This is a genomic window from Roseovarius sp. MMSF_3359, from assembly GCF_030733385.1.
Taxonomy (GTDB): domain Bacteria; phylum Pseudomonadota; class Alphaproteobacteria; order Rhodobacterales; family Rhodobacteraceae; genus Roseovarius.
In genome coordinates this window covers 85,386-101,213 of the sequence record NZ_JASHJC010000002.1, presented here as the reverse complement: position 1 = coordinate 101,213, position 15,828 = coordinate 85,386, and the positions used below count along the sequence as shown (strand labels likewise).

15 protein-coding genes are annotated in these 15,828 nt (G+C 61.3%); 2 read left to right on the top strand and 13 right to left on the bottom strand.

Going from position 1 to position 15,828, the window contains the following annotated elements; genetic code table 11:
- Nucleotides 1-15 precede the first annotated feature (15 nt).
- From RBB29_RS03275 to RBB29_RS03250, 6 genes are all read right to left on the bottom strand, one after another.
- Entirely contained in the window at nucleotides 16-639 is a 624-nt protein-coding gene (locus RBB29_RS03275) for a trimeric intracellular cation channel family protein (protein ID WP_306112747.1), read from the bottom strand.
- Nucleotides 636-1,112, bottom strand: a complete 477-nt coding sequence (gene rnhA / locus RBB29_RS03270; protein WP_306112746.1) for a ribonuclease HI — start codon at nucleotides 1,110-1,112, stop codon at nucleotides 636-638. The genes RBB29_RS03275 and rnhA overlap by 4 nt, the downstream gene beginning before the upstream one ends.
- Nucleotides 1,105-1,698 carry a class I SAM-dependent methyltransferase gene (locus RBB29_RS03265; protein ID WP_306112745.1) on the bottom strand — a complete coding sequence of 198 codons (594 nt, stop codon included), beginning with the start codon at nucleotides 1,696-1,698 and terminating at the stop codon, nucleotides 1,105-1,107. The genes rnhA and RBB29_RS03265 overlap by 8 nt, the downstream gene beginning before the upstream one ends.
- A complete protein-coding gene (locus RBB29_RS03260) occupies nucleotides 1,695-2,141 on the bottom strand; it encodes a DUF3429 domain-containing protein (RefSeq protein ID WP_306113089.1) in 447 nt (148 codons plus the stop codon). The genes RBB29_RS03265 and RBB29_RS03260 overlap by 4 nt, the downstream gene beginning before the upstream one ends.
- Before the next feature lie 5 nt (nucleotides 2,142-2,146).
- Nucleotides 2,147-2,758, bottom strand: a complete 612-nt coding sequence (locus RBB29_RS03255) for a LysE family translocator (RefSeq protein WP_306112744.1) — start codon at nucleotides 2,756-2,758, stop codon at nucleotides 2,147-2,149.
- Between the two features lie 74 nt (nucleotides 2,759-2,832).
- The gene (locus RBB29_RS03250) at nucleotides 2,833-3,387 is read right to left on the bottom strand and encodes a thioredoxin family protein (protein ID WP_306112743.1); all 555 of its coding nucleotides are present in this window, start codon (nucleotides 3,385-3,387) and stop codon (nucleotides 2,833-2,835) included.
- A gap of 232 nt (nucleotides 3,388-3,619) precedes the next feature.
- Between RBB29_RS03250 and RBB29_RS03245 the strand changes: the two genes are divergently transcribed.
- Both RBB29_RS03245 and RBB29_RS03240 read left to right on the top strand, forming a co-directional pair.
- Complete coding sequence (locus RBB29_RS03245; protein ID WP_306112742.1) at nucleotides 3,620-4,726, top strand: NUDIX domain-containing protein; 1,107 nt, start codon at nucleotides 3,620-3,622, stop codon at nucleotides 4,724-4,726.
- 87 nt (nucleotides 4,727-4,813) lie between these two features.
- On the top strand, nucleotides 4,814-6,238 hold the full coding sequence (locus RBB29_RS03240; RefSeq protein WP_306112741.1) for a nicotinate phosphoribosyltransferase: 1,425 nt from the start codon (nucleotides 4,814-4,816) through the stop codon (nucleotides 6,236-6,238).
- 57 nt (nucleotides 6,239-6,295) lie between these two features.
- Here RBB29_RS03240 and RBB29_RS03235 read toward each other — a convergent pair whose 3' ends face one another.
- Genes RBB29_RS03235 through RBB29_RS03205 form a run of 7 tightly spaced genes read right to left on the bottom strand, consistent with a single transcriptional unit; the run spans nucleotide 6,296 to nucleotide 15,510 of the window.
- The gene (locus RBB29_RS03235) at nucleotides 6,296-7,636 is read right to left on the bottom strand and encodes a hypothetical protein (RefSeq protein ID WP_306112740.1); all 1,341 of its coding nucleotides are present in this window, start codon (nucleotides 7,634-7,636) and stop codon (nucleotides 6,296-6,298) included.
- 1 nt (nucleotide 7,637) lies between these two features.
- Nucleotides 7,638-8,318 carry a hypothetical protein gene (locus tag RBB29_RS03230; RefSeq protein WP_306112739.1) on the bottom strand — a complete coding sequence of 227 codons (681 nt, stop codon included), beginning with the start codon at nucleotides 8,316-8,318 and terminating at the stop codon, nucleotides 7,638-7,640.
- Entirely contained in the window at nucleotides 8,315-9,112 is a 798-nt protein-coding gene (locus RBB29_RS03225) for an ABC transporter permease (RefSeq protein WP_306112738.1), read from the bottom strand. The genes RBB29_RS03230 and RBB29_RS03225 overlap by 4 nt, the downstream gene beginning before the upstream one ends.
- A complete protein-coding gene (locus RBB29_RS03220; protein ID WP_306112737.1) occupies nucleotides 9,113-10,126 on the bottom strand; it encodes an SDR family NAD(P)-dependent oxidoreductase in 1,014 nt (337 codons plus the stop codon). It lies immediately after the preceding gene.
- A 3-nt stretch (nucleotides 10,127-10,129) separates the two neighbouring features.
- Nucleotides 10,130-12,079, bottom strand: coding sequence for a glycosyltransferase (locus RBB29_RS03215; protein ID WP_306112736.1), 1,950 nt, complete (start codon nucleotides 12,077-12,079; stop codon nucleotides 10,130-10,132).
- 4 nt (nucleotides 12,080-12,083) lie between these two features.
- Nucleotides 12,084-14,105 (bottom strand): hypothetical protein, encoded by a 2,022-nt coding sequence (locus tag RBB29_RS03210; protein ID WP_306112735.1) that lies wholly within the window; start codon nucleotides 14,103-14,105, stop codon nucleotides 12,084-12,086.
- A 28-nt stretch (nucleotides 14,106-14,133) separates the two neighbouring features.
- Nucleotides 14,134-15,510 carry a nucleotide sugar dehydrogenase gene (locus tag RBB29_RS03205; protein ID WP_306112734.1) on the bottom strand — a complete coding sequence of 459 codons (1,377 nt, stop codon included), beginning with the start codon at nucleotides 15,508-15,510 and terminating at the stop codon, nucleotides 14,134-14,136.
- Nucleotides 15,511-15,828: the final 318 nt, after the last annotated feature.

Genomic DNA, 15,828 nt, shown 5'->3' with positions numbered 1-15,828 from the left:
ATCAGGACACGGGCCTCACTGCTTCGGCGGACGGCTCTTGTAGACCGGCAGTTGCCAACCGAAGAGGATGGAACCGGCCCGGAGCACCCAGGTCGTGATGGCGCAGGTCACCAGCACGGGCATGGTCAAATGGGTCACCTCCATCGCCACCAGACCGGCCAGCGCACCGCCCAAAGCCGCCGTCACGTAGAGTTCGCCCTGTTTGAGGACCAGCGGCACCTCGTTGGCCACCACATCGCGCAGCAGCCCGCCAAGGCAACCCGTCAACACGCCCATCAGGACAAGCACAGGTCCGGGCTGCAGCATCACCATCGCCGCGGCCATGCCCGCAGGGACGGCAACAGCCAGTGCAAAACTGTCCAACCAGACCAACCAGCGATAGCGGCTTTCCACGAGATGAGCGGTGAAGTAGATGAAGACCGCGGCGGCCAGCGCGATGAAAATGTAGGTCGGATTTCCGATCCAGAAGACCGGGTTGCGATCCAGAAGCACGTCACGCACGGTGCCACCACCGACCGCCGTGATGCTGGCCATGAAGGCGAAACCCACGATATCAAGCTGCGCGCGGCTGGCCACCAGGGCGCCGGTCAGCGCGAAGATCAGCACCGCGGCATAGTCAAGCAGCGTCAGCGCGGTCATTCACCGGCCTTTGTTGTCTTGGCGGGTTTGAACGGTGCCATCCCGGCACGGGCAAGCTCATCCGCGCGTTCGTTTTCCGGATGGCCGGCATGGCCCTTGACCCATTCCCAGGTCACGTCGTGGCGGGCCTGTGCCGTGTCCAGACGTTGCCAAAGCTCGACATTTTTGACGGGCTTCTTGTTGGATGTCTTCCAACCGTTGCGCTTCCAGCCATGGATCCAGCCGGTGACGCCATTCTTGACATAGGAACTGTCGGTTACGACCGTGATCGCGCTGGCCCGTTCCAGGGTTTCGAGCGCGTGTATCGCCGCCAAAAGCTCCATCCGGTTATTCGTGGTCTCGGCCTCGCCGCCCTGCAACTCGCGCTCCTTGACGACCTTGTCGCCCTCCATCGCGCGCATCAGCACACCCCAGCCGCCCGGGCCGGGATTGCCCGAACAGGCCCCGTCGGTATAGGCAAAAAGCTTAGCCATGGGCGGTGATCGTGACCCACGCGGCCATCACACCATCAAGGCCCTTGTCCTGGCCTGTCCTGCTGGAGAACGGCGTGAACCCGGCATCCTGCAACAGGCCGGTCAGTTCCTCGGCGGTGTAATAGGTATAGAGCCGCCCGAGCGGATCACGTTTCTCGCCGGTGCCGGTTTTCATGCCAATATGGAACATGCCACCGGGGCGCAGCAACTCGCGCAGCGTGCCGAGATGCCGTGGCATGGTCCCGCGCGGCGCGTGAAGCAGGCTGAAATTGGCCCAGATGCCATCGTAGAGATTGGTGCCGGTCAGGTCATCGAACGTGGCAACCCACGCCTTCACGCCGGGATGCCGCCCGGCCAAGTTTACCATCGCCTCCGCGGCGTCTGTTGCATCGACGGTCAGGCCCGCCTGCGCCATCTTGGCCGCGGCATTCCCCGGCCCGCAGCCCAGATCCAGAACATGGGCGGACTTGGGAAGGGCGCTGATGAACGTGTCCAGGGCAGGATCCTTGTCGGCCCCGGACGTCAGTGCGGCATAGTCATCCGCCATGTCGCCATAGACCTTGAGGGTTTCTCTGTCGCTGCTCATAAGAACACTCCGATTGCAAGGCACACCAGCACGATAGAGGTCAGCAGGATGCGCAAACGCATCCACCACGCCGGGGTGACGCCGTAGTGCCAGAAAAGCCAGTCAAGGCCAAGTATCCCTGCAAAACCAACCATCAGGGACAGGCCCGCATTGGTGGCCCCGCCGCCGGTCATGAAAAACGCCCAGAGCGCCGGAAGAACAGAGAGGGCATATCCGAACGCTGCTGCCCGTCCGGGCAGCTTGGTCGCAAATCCCCAGAGGACGCCGGACATGAACGATAGGATGATCGCCCCGTAGAACAGCATCACGTAAGGACCCGCGAAGCGGGGGCCGACCGTTTGCGCCGTCCAGAGCGCCAGGTCCGGGGTCAGAACGGTGATCGCCCCCCAGATGAACGGGATCAGCCCCGCGAGACCCAACAGAAGAGGCGCGCGGGGGATCATGTATTTCATGTTTTTTCCAGTGCGAGGCGCAGGCCGAGCGCGGCGAAGAGGGCCGCGAAACTGCGGTTGAGCCATCGCATCGCCGCTTCGGAGGACAAGACCCGGGTCCGGACCGTGGCGGCAAAGACGCCATAGGCCACGAAGACGGCAAGTGTCATTGCCATGAAGATCGCGCCCAGCATCAGCATTTCGGTTGTGGCACTGGCCGGATCACCGGAGAGGAACGGCGGCAGCAGGGCGAGAAAGAAGATCGAGAGTTTCGGGTTCAGGATGTTGATGAGCGCGCCGCGACGGGCAATGCGCCACCCCGATTGCAGGGTCGGGTTGGCCTCGACCGACAAGGCCCCGCCCGATTTGACCGCCTGCCAGGTGAGGTAAAGCAGATAGGCAACGCCCGCGAATTTCACCACCTGAAACAGAAGCGCCGATGTGTGCAGCAGGGCCGCGAGCCCAAGTGTGGCCGCGAGGATATGCGGCACAATCCCGAACGTGCAGCCCAGGGCGGCATAGATGCTCGCGCGCCGCCCCTGGCCAAGCGCGATGGCCAGCGTGTAGATCACACCGGTTCCCGGGATCAGCACAACGATGAGCGCCGTCAGGAGGAATTGCAGTGTCATGCGGTGACCCTCGTTGTTTTTCGCCCGCTCCAGTGGGGCCATAGCCGTGATGCCGTGTCAACCCGTGGGAGAGTCTACGCGGCGGCCCATTTGATCGAACACCCCATGGACGGGACCTGATCTTCGGGGCCCTTGCCGGTTTCGGCCACCTGCCGCATCGCCTCGAAAAGATCGCGCCTGAGATTCGTAGCTCCGGCAGAGGCGCGTGAGGCATCCAGACGACCGCGATACTGCAGGCTAAGATCCGCGTTGAAACCAAAGAAATCCGGGGTGCAGACCGCCCCATAGTCCCGCGCGACGGTCTGCTCCGCGTCGTGCAGATAGGGTAAGGGAAATTCATGCTTGCGGGCCATCGCCTGCATGTTCTCGAAATTGTCCGCCGGGTAGTAGGCCGCATCATTGGAGCAGATCGCCGCGACACCGACGCCAAGCCCTTGTAGGTCCCGCGCATCCCGGATGATCCGGTCAAGGATCGCCAGTACATAGGGGCAGTGGTTGCAAATGAACATCACGAGCGTGCCATTCTCACCGGCGATATCGCCCAGGCGATAGGTTCGCCCATCTGTCGCAGGTAGCGAGAAATCAGGCGCAGGCCAGTTGAAATCACAGATCGGAGGTGTGGCGGCCATGGCGGTTCTCCTCTTGTTGTCATCGCTAAGTTAATGCCGTGGGCGGATAAGGCCAGCCGTATTCCGAGGTCGATTCTGCGCCCCGCTCAGGCGCCCCCGGCGGAAAGGACACAGAAAAACACTGTTTCCCGGTAGCAGGCGCGCCGGAATTGACAATTCCCCGCGCGCCGCCTAGGTCAGGATTAGCACAAGGAGGTCTTGTGCCAGATATCTATAACGCGGAGGTCGCGCTATGACACAGGTCACGCTTTCGGTGATCATTGGACGGTTTCAGCCTTTCCATAAAGGCCATCGCAAACTGTTCGACCATGCATCCAACATCTCAGATCAAACACTCGTCCTGATCGGATCGGCTTTTCGGCCGCGTTCCGAGAAAAATGCGTTCAAATGGAGCGAACGGGCGGAGTTTATTGCGGCGGCGATGAAGGCCGCGGGAAGCGATATGCAGATCACCTGCCTGCCGCTTGTGGATACGCTTTATGATGACAAGACCTGGGCCGGGAATGTCCGGACGGCGATTGATCTTCACCTGCGGAACCAGGGCATTGCCCGCCGGGATGTAAAGATCATCCTTGTGGGCCATGACAAGGATGAAAGCAGCCGTTACCTCAGGTGGTTCCCGGAATTCGACGCCGCCTCGGTCGAGGCTGAACGCAATGGCACGGCCGTGTTGAACGCCACAGACATGCGGGCGGCGTTTTTTCTGAATGCCAGGCCCATGGGGCAGGTCCGCGAGACATTTGGGAGTTTTGAAACCGATCAGGTCATCGCCTGGATGGAAAACCATCCCGCAGAGGTCGCGCGGATCAGGGCCGAAGCCGAGTATAACCAGGCCTATCGTGAGAACTATGAGAAGGCCGTCGCCGCCTTCGGCTATGAAATCCCCGCGGATTGCGCCGATGCCGTGGTGGTCCAGAACGGTCATATCCTGCTGGTTGAGCGTGCCAATGCGCCCGGCAAGAGCCTCTTCGCCCTTCCCGGCGGGCATTTGCAGAAGGAAACCGCGCTCGAGGCGGCCATTCGCGAGTTGATCGAGGAAACCCGCCTGAACATCCCGCGCAAGCTCCTTGAAGGGCGCCTCGCCGCGCGTCAGGTGTTTGACCACCCGGATCGTTCCGAGCGGGGCTGGGTACGGACCGAGGCGTTCAGGTTCGAGTTGATCGACGGCAAGGCGCAGGAAAAGGTCAAAGGTGCCGACGATGCCAAACGCGCCTTCTGGATGCCGATCAACCAACTCACGCCGGATGTGATGTTCGAAGACCATTTCGACATCATCCAGGCCTTGGTGCCCAATGTGCCCTTTGCCTATTCCTCGGTTCTGATGAGCCAGATCCACTGATTTCGCGGGCCTTGAGGGGCCCCCGATCCCCAGCCCGCCGGGAGGTCCGGTGCGGCTTAACATATCCACTCCAAGGAGGACTGGACCATGATGATGCAAACATCTCTTTTTGCAAACGCCGTCGATGCGGGCAATTTCCTGCTCGATACCGACAGCTACAAGTACAGCCACCCGAAACAATTCCCCGACGGCACCGAAAAGGTCTTTGCCTATATCGAGCCGCGCCGGGCCGATGGCGAGATTGACGAGGTCCTGTTCTTTGGCTTGCAGGCCGAGCTGGCCAAGTTGGCCGGTCAGGTTGTCACCCAGGATATGCTGGACGAGGCCGCGCCCTTTATCGCGGCGCATGGTCTGTCGCCTTATGTCGAGATGTTCCAGCACATCATCGACGTTCACGATGGCCGCTTGCCGGTGCAGATCGACGCCTTGCCCGAAGGGACCATCGCGCCGGTGTCGGTGCCGCAGGTGCGGATCGTGAATACCGATCCGAAATGCTGGGCCTTACCGGGGTTCCTTGAAACCCGCCTTTTGCGGGCGGTCTGGTACCCGAGCACTGTTGCGACCATTTCGAACCACATCATGCGCAAGATCCGTGATCGGTTGATCCGGACCGATGGCAGCGATGAGGGGCTGGCCTTCAAGCTGCATGACTTCGGCGCTCGGGGGGCGACCAGCGGTGAAAGTGCGGCCCTTGGCGGTGCGGCGCACCTCGTGAACTCGATGGGAACCGACACGATTGCTGGCGTGGTCCTGGCGCGCAATGTCTACGGGGCGGATACCGCCGGGTTCTCCATCCCCGCGACCGAGCATAGTACCGTGACCTCCTTCGGGCCGGAGGGCGAGTTGCGGTTCATGCGGCGTTTTCTGCGCGATCACCCGACCGGGATCATCGCCTGTGTCTCGGACAGCTATGACCTGATGCGGGCGGTGCGTGACTATTGGGGGACCGAGTTGCGCGATGCGGTTCTTGCCCGCGACGGCGTTCTGGTGGTCCGGCCAGACAGCGGCGACCCGTTGCAGATCGTGCCGGAGGTGATCGAAGCCCTGATGGAACGGTTTGGCCACGGCGTCACCGCCAATGGATACCGCCTCCTGCCCGATCAGGTGCGCGTGATTCAGGGCGACGGTGTCGACAAGAAGTCGATCGTCGAGATCATGGATGCGATGATCGACCGGGGTCTTGCCATCGGCAACATCGCCTTTGGTATGGGCGGCGGGCTCTTGCAGAAGCTGGATCGCGATACGTTCTCGTATTCGATGAAGACTTCGGCCATCTGCATCAATGGCAAGTGGCGGGATGTCTTCAAGGACCCGGTCACCGCCAAAGGGTCCAAGACCTCGAAGAAGGGCCGGATGGGTGTGATGCGGACCGATCACGGCAGGTACGTCACCCGGCCACAGGCCAACATCCCGCCGGGTCATGACGCGCTCGAGACCGTGTTCCGGGACGGACGGATCGTCCGGCATCAGAGCTTTGATGATATCCGCGCCCGGGTCGGCCTGATTGCATGACCGCCTAAACACAAGCCGCTCCTTCCGGGGGGCGGCTTTCTTGCGGTGGATGGCGTGTCAGTCTCGTGCAGTACGGAACGTGGTCACGGCGGCGTAGGCGGCAAGGCAGATGATGAAAACCAATGCCAATGTGCCGGGGATCTTGGGATAGATTGCCGTTTGCGCGGTGCGCGGTGGCACGACGACCTGAAAGAGGCTGCGGTTCAAAGCCGCTTCGCGCCCGGCTTCGGCCTGGGCCTCGATGGCCGTTTTCACCGCTTCGCGCGCCAGTTCCACCTCGAGATTGGCAAGCTCGTATTCCATCAGCAGATTGTTCAGTGGGACGGATCCGGACCCTTCGGAGGCGACCAGTTGTGCGCGCTGCTGGGTGATCTCGTTACGGATATGGTCGCGCAGGGCCACGAGCTTTTCGGTTTGCAGGCTGTCGCCCACGCCCGCGATCTGGGCCTTATGGATCTCCTGGTTGAGCCGCTGAACCTCGTCTTCCTGCTCCTTGATCCGGGCATAGATGTTTTCAACGCGGTTCTTTGGATCGACCTCCTGATACCGGAACTGCAATTCGACCAACGCGGCCTGCGCATCAGCGGCCTGTTTCTCGGCACTTTCGCGAACCCCGGCGGCGTGGGATTGCCGGTTGTCAAAGAGGATCTGCCCGAGTTTCGAGACCTGGATTTCGGCGTTGCGCAGGATGGATTGCGACACGCCAATGGCCTGGTCCTCGCTGGGCGCCCGGACGTAAAGCGTCAGCAGGCCGCTTTGCACGTCAATCGACGACTCGACGAAACGGTCGAACTGCATGTGCTTGCTGAGCGACAGGAAGGGGATCGTGCGCAACCGCCGGACCGGATCAATCGCCGGGCCGCTGAATTCGGTGACAAGGCCAAGCTCGGCCTCAAGCGAATCCATCAGGGCCTGGCTTTTGATATAGGTGTCGGCGCGAAAAACCTCGGGAAGGTTGGACGGCTTGTCCATGCTTCCCAGAAGGCCGCTGCGCGAACTGGAGCCCGCGTCGGAGGATTTGGTGATCGCAATGACCGCCTGTGCCTCGTAGAGCGGCGTGGCTACCGCCAACAGATAGAAGGCGACCGCAAGGACGGGGGCGATGACCATACCGGTGAAAAGTGAGAGGTTTCGCACCCTCGCGAGCCCCCGGCCGAGCCTTGACCGGGTTTTGGGCGGCGCGGGTGGCGTTTCCGGTGCAGGGCCATCGTCAGAGGGGACGGATTTGAGGAAACTGATCGCGGCTGTCTGCCGGTCTTCCTTAGCCGCGTTTGCAGCTTCGGCCAACTCGTTCTTGCGCTGCTGAACCCGCGCGGCCTTGTCCGCGGCGGCGATGCGGGCGCGCTCGGCTTTCCAGGCTTTGATCCGTGCCTCTTCGGAGGCTTCGTTCTTGGACATGCTACGACCTCAACTGCGCCTGTTCCCGTTTGGTCGAGAATTCCAGCGCCTCCTGAGCGACCTCAAGATTGCTGCATTCTACCAACCGGCGATTGATCAGAACAAGAAAACGGTCGCAATAGGCCTTTAATTGCCTGACGTTGCGTGACAAAAAAACCAAACCGCCCTGCACCAACCGGTCCGAGAGCAACTCGTCACACCGCGTACGATCTGCGGGCTCACCGACCGTGATCACCTCATCCGCGATCCACATCGCCGGGCCGGGGACCGAGAGCGCGCAGGCGTACCCAAGGATCGCGCGCTGCGTCGGGGTCAGGTCCTGCATCATGCGGCGGTTGAGGTCTTCAAGACCGTCGAAACCTTCGCAGAATTCAAGGACAGCCTCGGGTTTCATGCCCATGAGGCGGGCGAAAATGTCGATGTTGTCACGGACACTCAGATGGGGGTGCAGGAAACCGGCGAACCCGATGGGCCAACTGACCCGCGTATCCGCACGAACGCGACCATGGTCCGGGCGGTCGATGCCCGACAGAAGCCGCGCGATCGAGGATTTGCCGGTGCTGGGCGCGGCCAGGATGCCCACACGTTCGCCCATGCCAAAGACCGCGTTTGCCTCGATCAGGATCGGGTCGCGGTTACGGAAGCCGGGCTTCAGGATGCTGACATTATCAAGCGCGATCATAGCCGGCCTCGCATGATGCGGCGACGCTCTGCAAAGCGTTCGAGCGGGATCGAGGCCAGGAAAAAGAGCGCGGCGATGGCAATCGGGTACCAGGCGGATGCGAATTGCGAGGTGAAGCCCAGGAAATAGCCCTGCCGCACAATTTCGGTGACATGCAGGAAGGGGCTGTACCACAGGATATCCTGCACCTTGGCGGGCAGTTCGGCAGCGGTGTAGAAAATCCCGGAGAGCCAGAAAAGCGGGCGCAGGGCCAGCGGGACCGCCCGCGCGAACGTGTCGCTGAGCTGTCCACCGATGGCGACGAAGCGACCGATGCCACATCCCAGCATCCAGGCAAGGCACAACCCGAAGAGCGCGCCCGGCACCGATGCGGGGAGTTGGCTTCCGAAGATGATCGTGACGGCCCCGAAGATCAGCACCGCGGAAACCAGAAGGTTGAACCCTTCGAGCAGTTTCGAAGCCCATAGGATGTCGTCCTGCGTCACCGACGAGAAATACCGCATGTAGCGATGGGCGCTCAGGGTCCGGCTGAGCGAGGTGACCGTTTGCCGGAAGAAGACGTAAGGCAAGACGCCCGTTGCCACGAAAATCTCAAGACCGACGTTGATCGGCGGTCTGCGATCAAGGAATATGAACAGCCCGACAATCAGCGCGATCCAAACGCTCGGGATGATATAGGCCCACAGATACCCAAGCACCCCACCAGCAAAGCGGGTTTTACGCTCGCGCTCCAGCAGGACCATGATCCTGCCGAAGGCCGAAGGGGGCGTGATATGGGGCTGCGCGATCATCATTCAGACCCGGAAATACGCGCGGTACCAGTTGACGAAGTTCCGGATGCCGACATCGACACCCGTATTGGGCCGATACCCAGTCAGCGCCTCCAGAAGGTTGGTATTGGCCCAGGTGGCGGGCACATCGCCTTTCTGCATTTCCATCATGTTCTTCTTGATCGGCTGGCCAAGCGCCTTTTCGATCTCAGTGATGAAGGTCATCAAAGGCACGGATTTGCCGTTGCCAATGTTGATCGTCCGGAAGGGGGCGACGGGGCTTTGACTGTCGCCGGGGATCTCGGTGTCGCGCGCATCAGGCTTGGTGGGGGCCGCGTCGATCAGCAGGCGGATCGCGTGCACCAGGTCATCCACATAGGTGAAGTCGCGGGCCATTTCACCGTGATTGTAGACGTCGATCGCCTCCCCCGCGAGGGCGGCGCGGACGAATTTGAACAATGCCAGATCGGGGCGGCCATAGGGGCCGTAGACGGTGAAGAACCGGAACATCGTCGTCGGGATGTGCCACAGATGCGCATAGGAATGGGCCATCGCCTCGTTGGCCTTCTTGGTGGCCGCGTAGAGCGTGAGCGGCAATTCGGTTTTCTGCACCTCGTCAAAGGGCATTTCGGTGTTGCCGCCATAAACCGAGGAGGTCGAGGCCATCAGCAGGTGATCGACTTCCGCCTCGCGCGCGGCTTCCATCAGGTTGAATGTGCCCGTCAGGTTGGTATCGACATAGGCGCGGGGGTTTTCCAGGCTGTAGCGTACCCCGGCCTGGGCCGCGAGGTGGACGATCACATCGGGCTTGGCGTCGGCCACGATGCGCGAAAGAAGCGCGTGATCTTCGAGCATGCCGATATGGGCGGTGAAGTTCGGGTTCGCGCCGAGAATTTCGTGCCGCTTCTTCTTGAGCGTGACGTCGTAGTAATCGGTGAGGCCGTCAAAGCCCACGACCGCAAACCCCTCGTCCAGAAGGTGCCTGGCGAGGTGAAAGCCAATAAACCCGGCGGTGCCGGTGACGAAAACCGTTCTCATTCCTTATGTGTCCTGCTCGATTGTGTTGAAAAGATCCGTTGTGGTCCGGAGGATCGTGTCGACGGAAAACCGTTCGCCGGATTCCGCCATCGCGGCGGCACCCAGCCGGGCCAAGCCGTCCTGATCCGAAAGCAGCGCCTCAAGCTGCGTATCAAGCTCCTCTTCCGGAAGCTCATCGGCCTGCGACAGGATGATGCCCGTCACGCCATTATTCACGACCTCGTCGGTGCCGCCCGCGGGTGTGGCCAGCACCGGCGTGCCGGCCAGTTGCGCCTCGATCAGCACGTTGGGTAGGCCTTCCATCTGCGCGAGGTGCATCAGCAGATCAGCACGGTGCATGTAAAAGCCCACATTGCTGCGGATACCGGCAAGAAAGATGCGGTTGGTCAGGCCAAGCTCTTCGATCCGGGCCTGGCAATCCGCGGCCAGTGCGCCATTGCCCAGCATGATGAACCGCGTGTCGTCATGGGTCTCCAGATAGCGCGCGGCGGCGTTGACCCAATGGAGGGGCCGTTTGTTGTCATCGAAGCGGAACACACCGAGGACGGTTTTGCTGCAGGTCTCGGAGTCGGCCACCGTGTCGAACCAGAAGGCCTGATCCGTGCGGTCGCCATCGGGCAGCACGGCGGGGATCGCGTTGGGGATCACGATCACGGTGCCGGGCGGCAGCGAGAGCCAGTCCTCATAGGCCTGCGCGGTCTTGCGGCTGTTGGCGGTAAAGCTGACATGCGGCAACCGGGCCAGCGCCTTGTAAAGCACGGGCAGTTCGTCGCGATAGAAATTCTTGCGCAGGTTGGGCGGCAACCCGCGGAAAGAGGTGACGATCCGCGGGACACCGGCCAGAACCGCCGCGATGGCCGATTGCACGATGCCGCCATCCTGCCAGAGATAGGCCACATCGGTCTTGTGCTCGCGAAACATCCCGATGAGTTGGCAGGTGTGGCGATGGATATCCGGCGCCAGAAGGTCGGTCAGATCTTTCAATGGTTGGGGCAAGGTGTCCAGCGCATCGGTCGGGATGCTCTGAGCCTCGGCCAGGACCGATGTGGGAACGCCGGCGTCGTGCAACATCGGCAGGTAGAAATCGGCACCGGTGGCGGCATTGGCGTGTTTGACCCAGACCTGCGGTGCCGGGGCACCTGCCACGCCATCCACGTGACGTTGCTGATAGGCGCAGGCGATGCGCGTCATTTGCCGCTCCGCCCCGCCGGTGCCAAGCTGACCGCTGAAAAACACGACCCGCTCGGCGGCGGTGAAAGCCCGCGGCGTATCAGCCTGGGCGATGATATGTTCGATGGCATCGGCGGCCTGCGTCATGCCGTGGCTTTGCATGGTCAGGGCGTTGTGGTCGATCAGCGTCAGGAGGTCCTGCGACGCGGTTCCCATCCTGTCGCGATCATGAACATGCCGCGCGATCTGCGCCGCCTCGATGTACCGCGACTGTTCGTTCAGCGCCTTGAGGTAGGTCATCCGGATCGCCCGGTCATGGGAATGAAAGACCAGGATCGTTTCCATGAGCCGGTCGATCTCGGCCCAGGCCTTGAGTTCGCCAAGACCCAGCAGGGCCTTCTTGGCCTGCGAAAGGCTGTACCAGCCGCCGGGATAAAGCCCCTTGATGTGTTCAATGCCATCCTCCGTGCGTCCGTCCCGGCGATACCACCGCATCAGCATCCGCAGGGCGGTCATATCGTCGGGGTAAAGGCTCTGCAGGTCGTCCCACAGGGGGCGCATGCTGCCATCGCCGCGCTGTTTCTCGAAGAGCAGCCCGCAGGTGATCGCCATCGTCTGATCGGCGCGGTATTTCTCAAGCACCGGGCGCAGTTGGTTATAGACCTGCTTGGCCGTGTCCGGGTTGTCGATGTTGCGGCACATTTCGTGGATCTCGTCCGAGAACCCTTCGGGCAGGGGGGCGGCATCGGCGGAGAAGTTGAGCTGTTCTGAAAGACGCTGCATGTCTCTACGCCCCCACGGTTCGGGCGTTCAAGACCGCCTCGGCTTCGGATTTGAGTTTCTGCGTCTTGCCGCAGGCCAGTGCGACGACCTTGCTCGCGAATTCCGACGCCTTTGCGGCGTTTTTGGTCTGCACCGCGGCGCGCATCAGAAGGACCCAGACATTGATCGTCTCGGGCATGTGGACTGCGGCCGACTGACCCAGTTCCACGACATCCTCGTATTCACCGCAGTCGAATTTGAGGCGCGCGCGCCAGAGGTCATATTCCGGCAGCGGCATCGGGAGGGCCTCGACCTCGTCCCGGAGGGCGTCGAGCCGGGCCGTGTCACCGTTGCGGCCCGCGTCTCGCAGCCGGTGCACCAGATCGACACGGGCGTCGCGCATTGCGTTGCGCAGGCCGGGGTGGCGGGGGTCGGCGACCATGATGGTCGCCAGAAGGCTGATCCGATCAACAGCATCGGGCAGGTCGAGCGCCGCCTCGACCCAGGTATCCAGCAGGGCCACGATACCTTTGTCCCGGATACGGTCCAATTCCCGTTGGGTGCGCCAGAAGGCAATGACCTCTGCCGCCTGCTCGACGTCCTGATGCTCGGCCAGGTGTGCGGCAATACCGATCACGTCTTGCGCATCGGTACTGGCGGATATCGCGTCAGTGGGCGCCGCGCCATTCAGGCTCAGAAGTTGCAGTTTCTGCACCGGCGCCAGATGCGAGAGTATGCCCGCCAACTGATCCGCGGTGAGTTCCGACAGAAGGTCAATCTCGTCATTGATCGCCAGATCCGCCAACATGCTGCTGGCGCGCGTCAATGCGGGGTTCTTGCAATAGGCGGCGAGGGCGAATTCGAAGGCATTGTCCGTGTCGCCCGCCTCTGCGGCGCGAAGCCCGGCTTTTATCAACACCTGCGCGGGTAAGGCCCTGAGGCCGCCCTCGGGTTGTGTGGCAAAGCGCAGGGCCAACTCGAAAAGACCAAGGCTTGCGGCCTGATCAACAAGCTCTCCGCGCGCCTCATCCTCCAACGTGCCGTCCGCCTTGCCAGCGTTTTCCTCGATGAAGCTCTTCTGGGCGTCTTCCTGGGTTTCGATGAACGCATCCAGCATTGGCCGAATAGTGTCGAGCGCAGAAGAAAGCGCCTCAAGCCGGCTGCGCCCATCGGCCAGGCGACCCTGCTGCGCGGCGGCGGTGATTTGCGGACCCAATGCGCCATCGACCCCGTGCAGGACCGCGTCATCGGTCATCGGCGCGATGACATCGCGCATCCAGTCGTCCATGACAGCATGGCTGAAGCCGGTGGTAAAATGGGCCAGGCTCGTGCTGTCGTCTTCGATTGCAGCGGCCTGTCCGAACTCGGTCATCAGGTCCGTTGGGTTGTAAAACTTCAAGCCAGCCCGCTCGACCTCTTCGCCTACCAGCCGGATGAAGTCCGACCGCGATCCGATCACGCGGCCATCGGGTTTGCGAGCATCGACATGTGAGACAAAGAGAACATCCGGCAGAAGCCGGGCTAGCGCGTCGATATCCTGCCGCAGGCTCTGGCGCGTCACGTATTGCAGGCGGATCCGCGAAAGGGTCTCTGCTTCGGTGCGTTGCTCCCGGGTGAGCGACCATTCCTGCTCCAGAAATGCCGCCATCGCGTCTTCGGCACCGGTCTCCGCCAGGGCCCAAAATTGTTGCGCGCGCTCCGGTTCGGCAAAGAAGTCCTTGTAACTGGAGTTGAGGTAATTGAGCTGGATCGACACGCCATCGAATGTCAGTTCCTTGGCTGAGGCCAGTTCGATCACGTAGAGATCGGAGGCCGCGTGATCCTGGGCCGAGATCTCTTCAAGCTGATGCGATCGCGACACTAGCGGCCAGGCCTCGTGCGGGATGTTCACCTCGCCTTGCATGAACCGGGCGAGTTGCACCGCTTCGGCAGGGGAATGGCAATACCCATAGCACCGCGCCAGGTTGAGGTTGATGCCATAGGCGGCCCGGCCATGACGCAACGGCGTCGTGATGCGGCAGGATCCTATCGGTGTGACGTTGAACATTCTCTCGAGCCCCCTCGATTGCGTGCCGTTAAAGCGACCAGTATTTCAGTGCTTTGCTCTTTTCCGAATTGCGGTAGGCGCCCCGGACATCCATCAGGATGCCGTCGTTGCGGATGCGGTTCAGAAAGCGCGGATCACTGATGTACTTCTTGTGCGGTGTCGCGAGGATCATCAGATCAAGATTGGTGAATTCAGCCGAGTGGCAGAGGTCGAAACCAAGCGCCTTGGCCTCCTTACGATCGCAATGCGGATCATGCACGAGCGGCTCGATGCTGTAATCCCGCAGCAGGTTGACCAGTTCCAGTGATTTGGAGTTGCGGATGTCCGGCACGTCTTCCTTGAAGGTGATGCCACAGACACCGACGCGCATGTCACGCACCGAGCCGCCGCGTTCGATCATCAGGCGCAGCGCGGCATTGGCGACATGGCGCACCATGCCGTCATTGGTGCGGCGCCCGGCCAGGATCACCTGCGGGTGGTGGCCGATCTTTTCCGACAGCGTGGCAAGGTAATAGGGGTCGACACCGATGCAATGGCCGCCGACAAGACCCGGGGTGAAGGGCAGAAAGTTCCACTTGGTCGATGCGGCGTCGATCACGTCATTTGTGCTGATGTCGATCTTGTCGCAGATCAGCGACATTTCGTTCATCAGGGCGATGTTGATATCGCGCTGTGTGTTCTCCAGCACCTTTGCGGCTTCGGCCACCTTGATGTTGGGCGCGGCATGCAGCCCCGCGTCGATGACCATGTCATAGACGGCCTGGACCCGCTCCAGCGTCTTCGGGGTATCCCCCGAGATCACCTTGACCACGTTTTCGATCGTGTTGACCTTGTCGCCCGGATTGATGCGCTCGGGACTGTAGCCCAGGCCAAAATCCTCGCTCGCCTTGAGGCCGGAAATCCGCTCGAGGATCGGCGCGCAAAACTCTTCGGTCACACCCGGGTAAACGGTCGATTCAAAGACAACCACATCGCCTTTCTTGAGGTAGGGACCAACCATTTCGCAGGCCGAGGCCAGCGGGGAAAGATCAGGCTGCCGCGCGTCGTTGATCGGGGTCGGGACCGTTACGATGTAAAACGATGCGTCAGCGACTTCGGCGAGGTTTTCGCTTGCCTGCAGGCTGGAGCCACGCAGTTCCATCTGGCCGATCTCGTGGGTGGCGTCGAACCCCTTGTTAATCTCCGCAATACGCTGCGCCGAAATGTCGAAACCGGCGACATGAGCAAACTTTTCCGCGAGACGCACCGCGAGGGGCAGGCCCACATATCCCAGGCCGATCACCGCAATATTTTCGAAACGTGCCTTGGCCGGGGCATTGTCCAAAACAAGGTGGATCGGGCGTTCAACACGCTTTGCATCCACCAGATTGCCCAACTCAGCATTCAACAACATATTCACAGCCATGGTCCCTCCACGTTCTTCACTTGAGAAACAGGCTAGTGGCCAAATGTGGCTCTAATTTGAGTAAAACTTGATAGAGTGGAATTCGCGGGAGATTAGGTGAAATTCGTTCAAAGTGTTGATAATAAATAATAAAGTAAATCTCTTTCGAGTGTGAATTCTCCCAAATTTGGCGGGTTTAGCAAGTTTTGTCCTTATTCTGGGCCGCAGGCTTGGTGCTGTCGAGGTGCCATCACCATGGCGCCACCCACGGCCCGGATAGGTTCGAAAACTACTTGGGATCAGGGCGTTAAGCCAAAAAATGACCGCGCCTCTTATCAA

What these genes read in the sequence shown, in the direction of transcription:
- RBB29_RS03230 (WP_306112739.1), bottom strand. Translation starts at nt 8,318, where the DNA reads ATGATCGCGCTTGATAATGTCAGCATCCTGAAGCCCGGCTTCCGTAAC.
- RBB29_RS03205 (WP_306112734.1), bottom strand. Translation starts at nt 15,510, where the DNA reads ATGGCTGTGAATATGTTGTTGAATGCTGAGTTGGGCAATCTGGTGGAT.
- RBB29_RS03260 (WP_306113089.1), bottom strand. Translation starts at nt 2,141, where the DNA reads ATGATCCCCCGCGCGCCTCTTCTGTTGGGTCTCGCGGGGCTGATCCCG.
- RBB29_RS03265 (WP_306112745.1), bottom strand. Translation starts at nt 1,698, where the DNA reads ATGAGCAGCGACAGAGAAACCCTCAAGGTCTATGGCGACATGGCGGAT.
- RBB29_RS03210 (WP_306112735.1), bottom strand. Translation starts at nt 14,105, where the DNA reads ATGTTCAACGTCACACCGATAGGATCCTGCCGCATCACGACGCCGTTG.
- RBB29_RS03250 (WP_306112743.1), bottom strand. Translation starts at nt 3,387, where the DNA reads ATGGCCGCCACACCTCCGATCTGTGATTTCAACTGGCCTGCGCCTGAT.
- rnhA (WP_306112746.1), bottom strand. Translation starts at nt 1,112, where the DNA reads ATGGCTAAGCTTTTTGCCTATACCGACGGGGCCTGTTCGGGCAATCCC.
- RBB29_RS03220 (WP_306112737.1), bottom strand. Translation starts at nt 10,126, where the DNA reads ATGAGAACGGTTTTCGTCACCGGCACCGCCGGGTTTATTGGCTTTCAC.
- RBB29_RS03215 (WP_306112736.1), bottom strand. Translation starts at nt 12,079, where the DNA reads ATGCAGCGTCTTTCAGAACAGCTCAACTTCTCCGCCGATGCCGCCCCC.
- RBB29_RS03240 (WP_306112741.1), top strand. Translation starts at nt 4,814, where the DNA reads ATGATGATGCAAACATCTCTTTTTGCAAACGCCGTCGATGCGGGCAAT.
- RBB29_RS03225 (WP_306112738.1), bottom strand. Translation starts at nt 9,112, where the DNA reads ATGATGATCGCGCAGCCCCATATCACGCCCCCTTCGGCCTTCGGCAGG.
- RBB29_RS03275 (WP_306112747.1), bottom strand. Translation starts at nt 639, where the DNA reads ATGACCGCGCTGACGCTGCTTGACTATGCCGCGGTGCTGATCTTCGCG.
- RBB29_RS03255 (WP_306112744.1), bottom strand. Translation starts at nt 2,758, where the DNA reads ATGACACTGCAATTCCTCCTGACGGCGCTCATCGTTGTGCTGATCCCG.
- RBB29_RS03235 (WP_306112740.1), bottom strand. Translation starts at nt 7,636, where the DNA reads ATGTCCAAGAACGAAGCCTCCGAAGAGGCACGGATCAAAGCCTGGAAA.
- RBB29_RS03245 (WP_306112742.1), top strand. Translation starts at nt 3,620, where the DNA reads ATGACACAGGTCACGCTTTCGGTGATCATTGGACGGTTTCAGCCTTTC.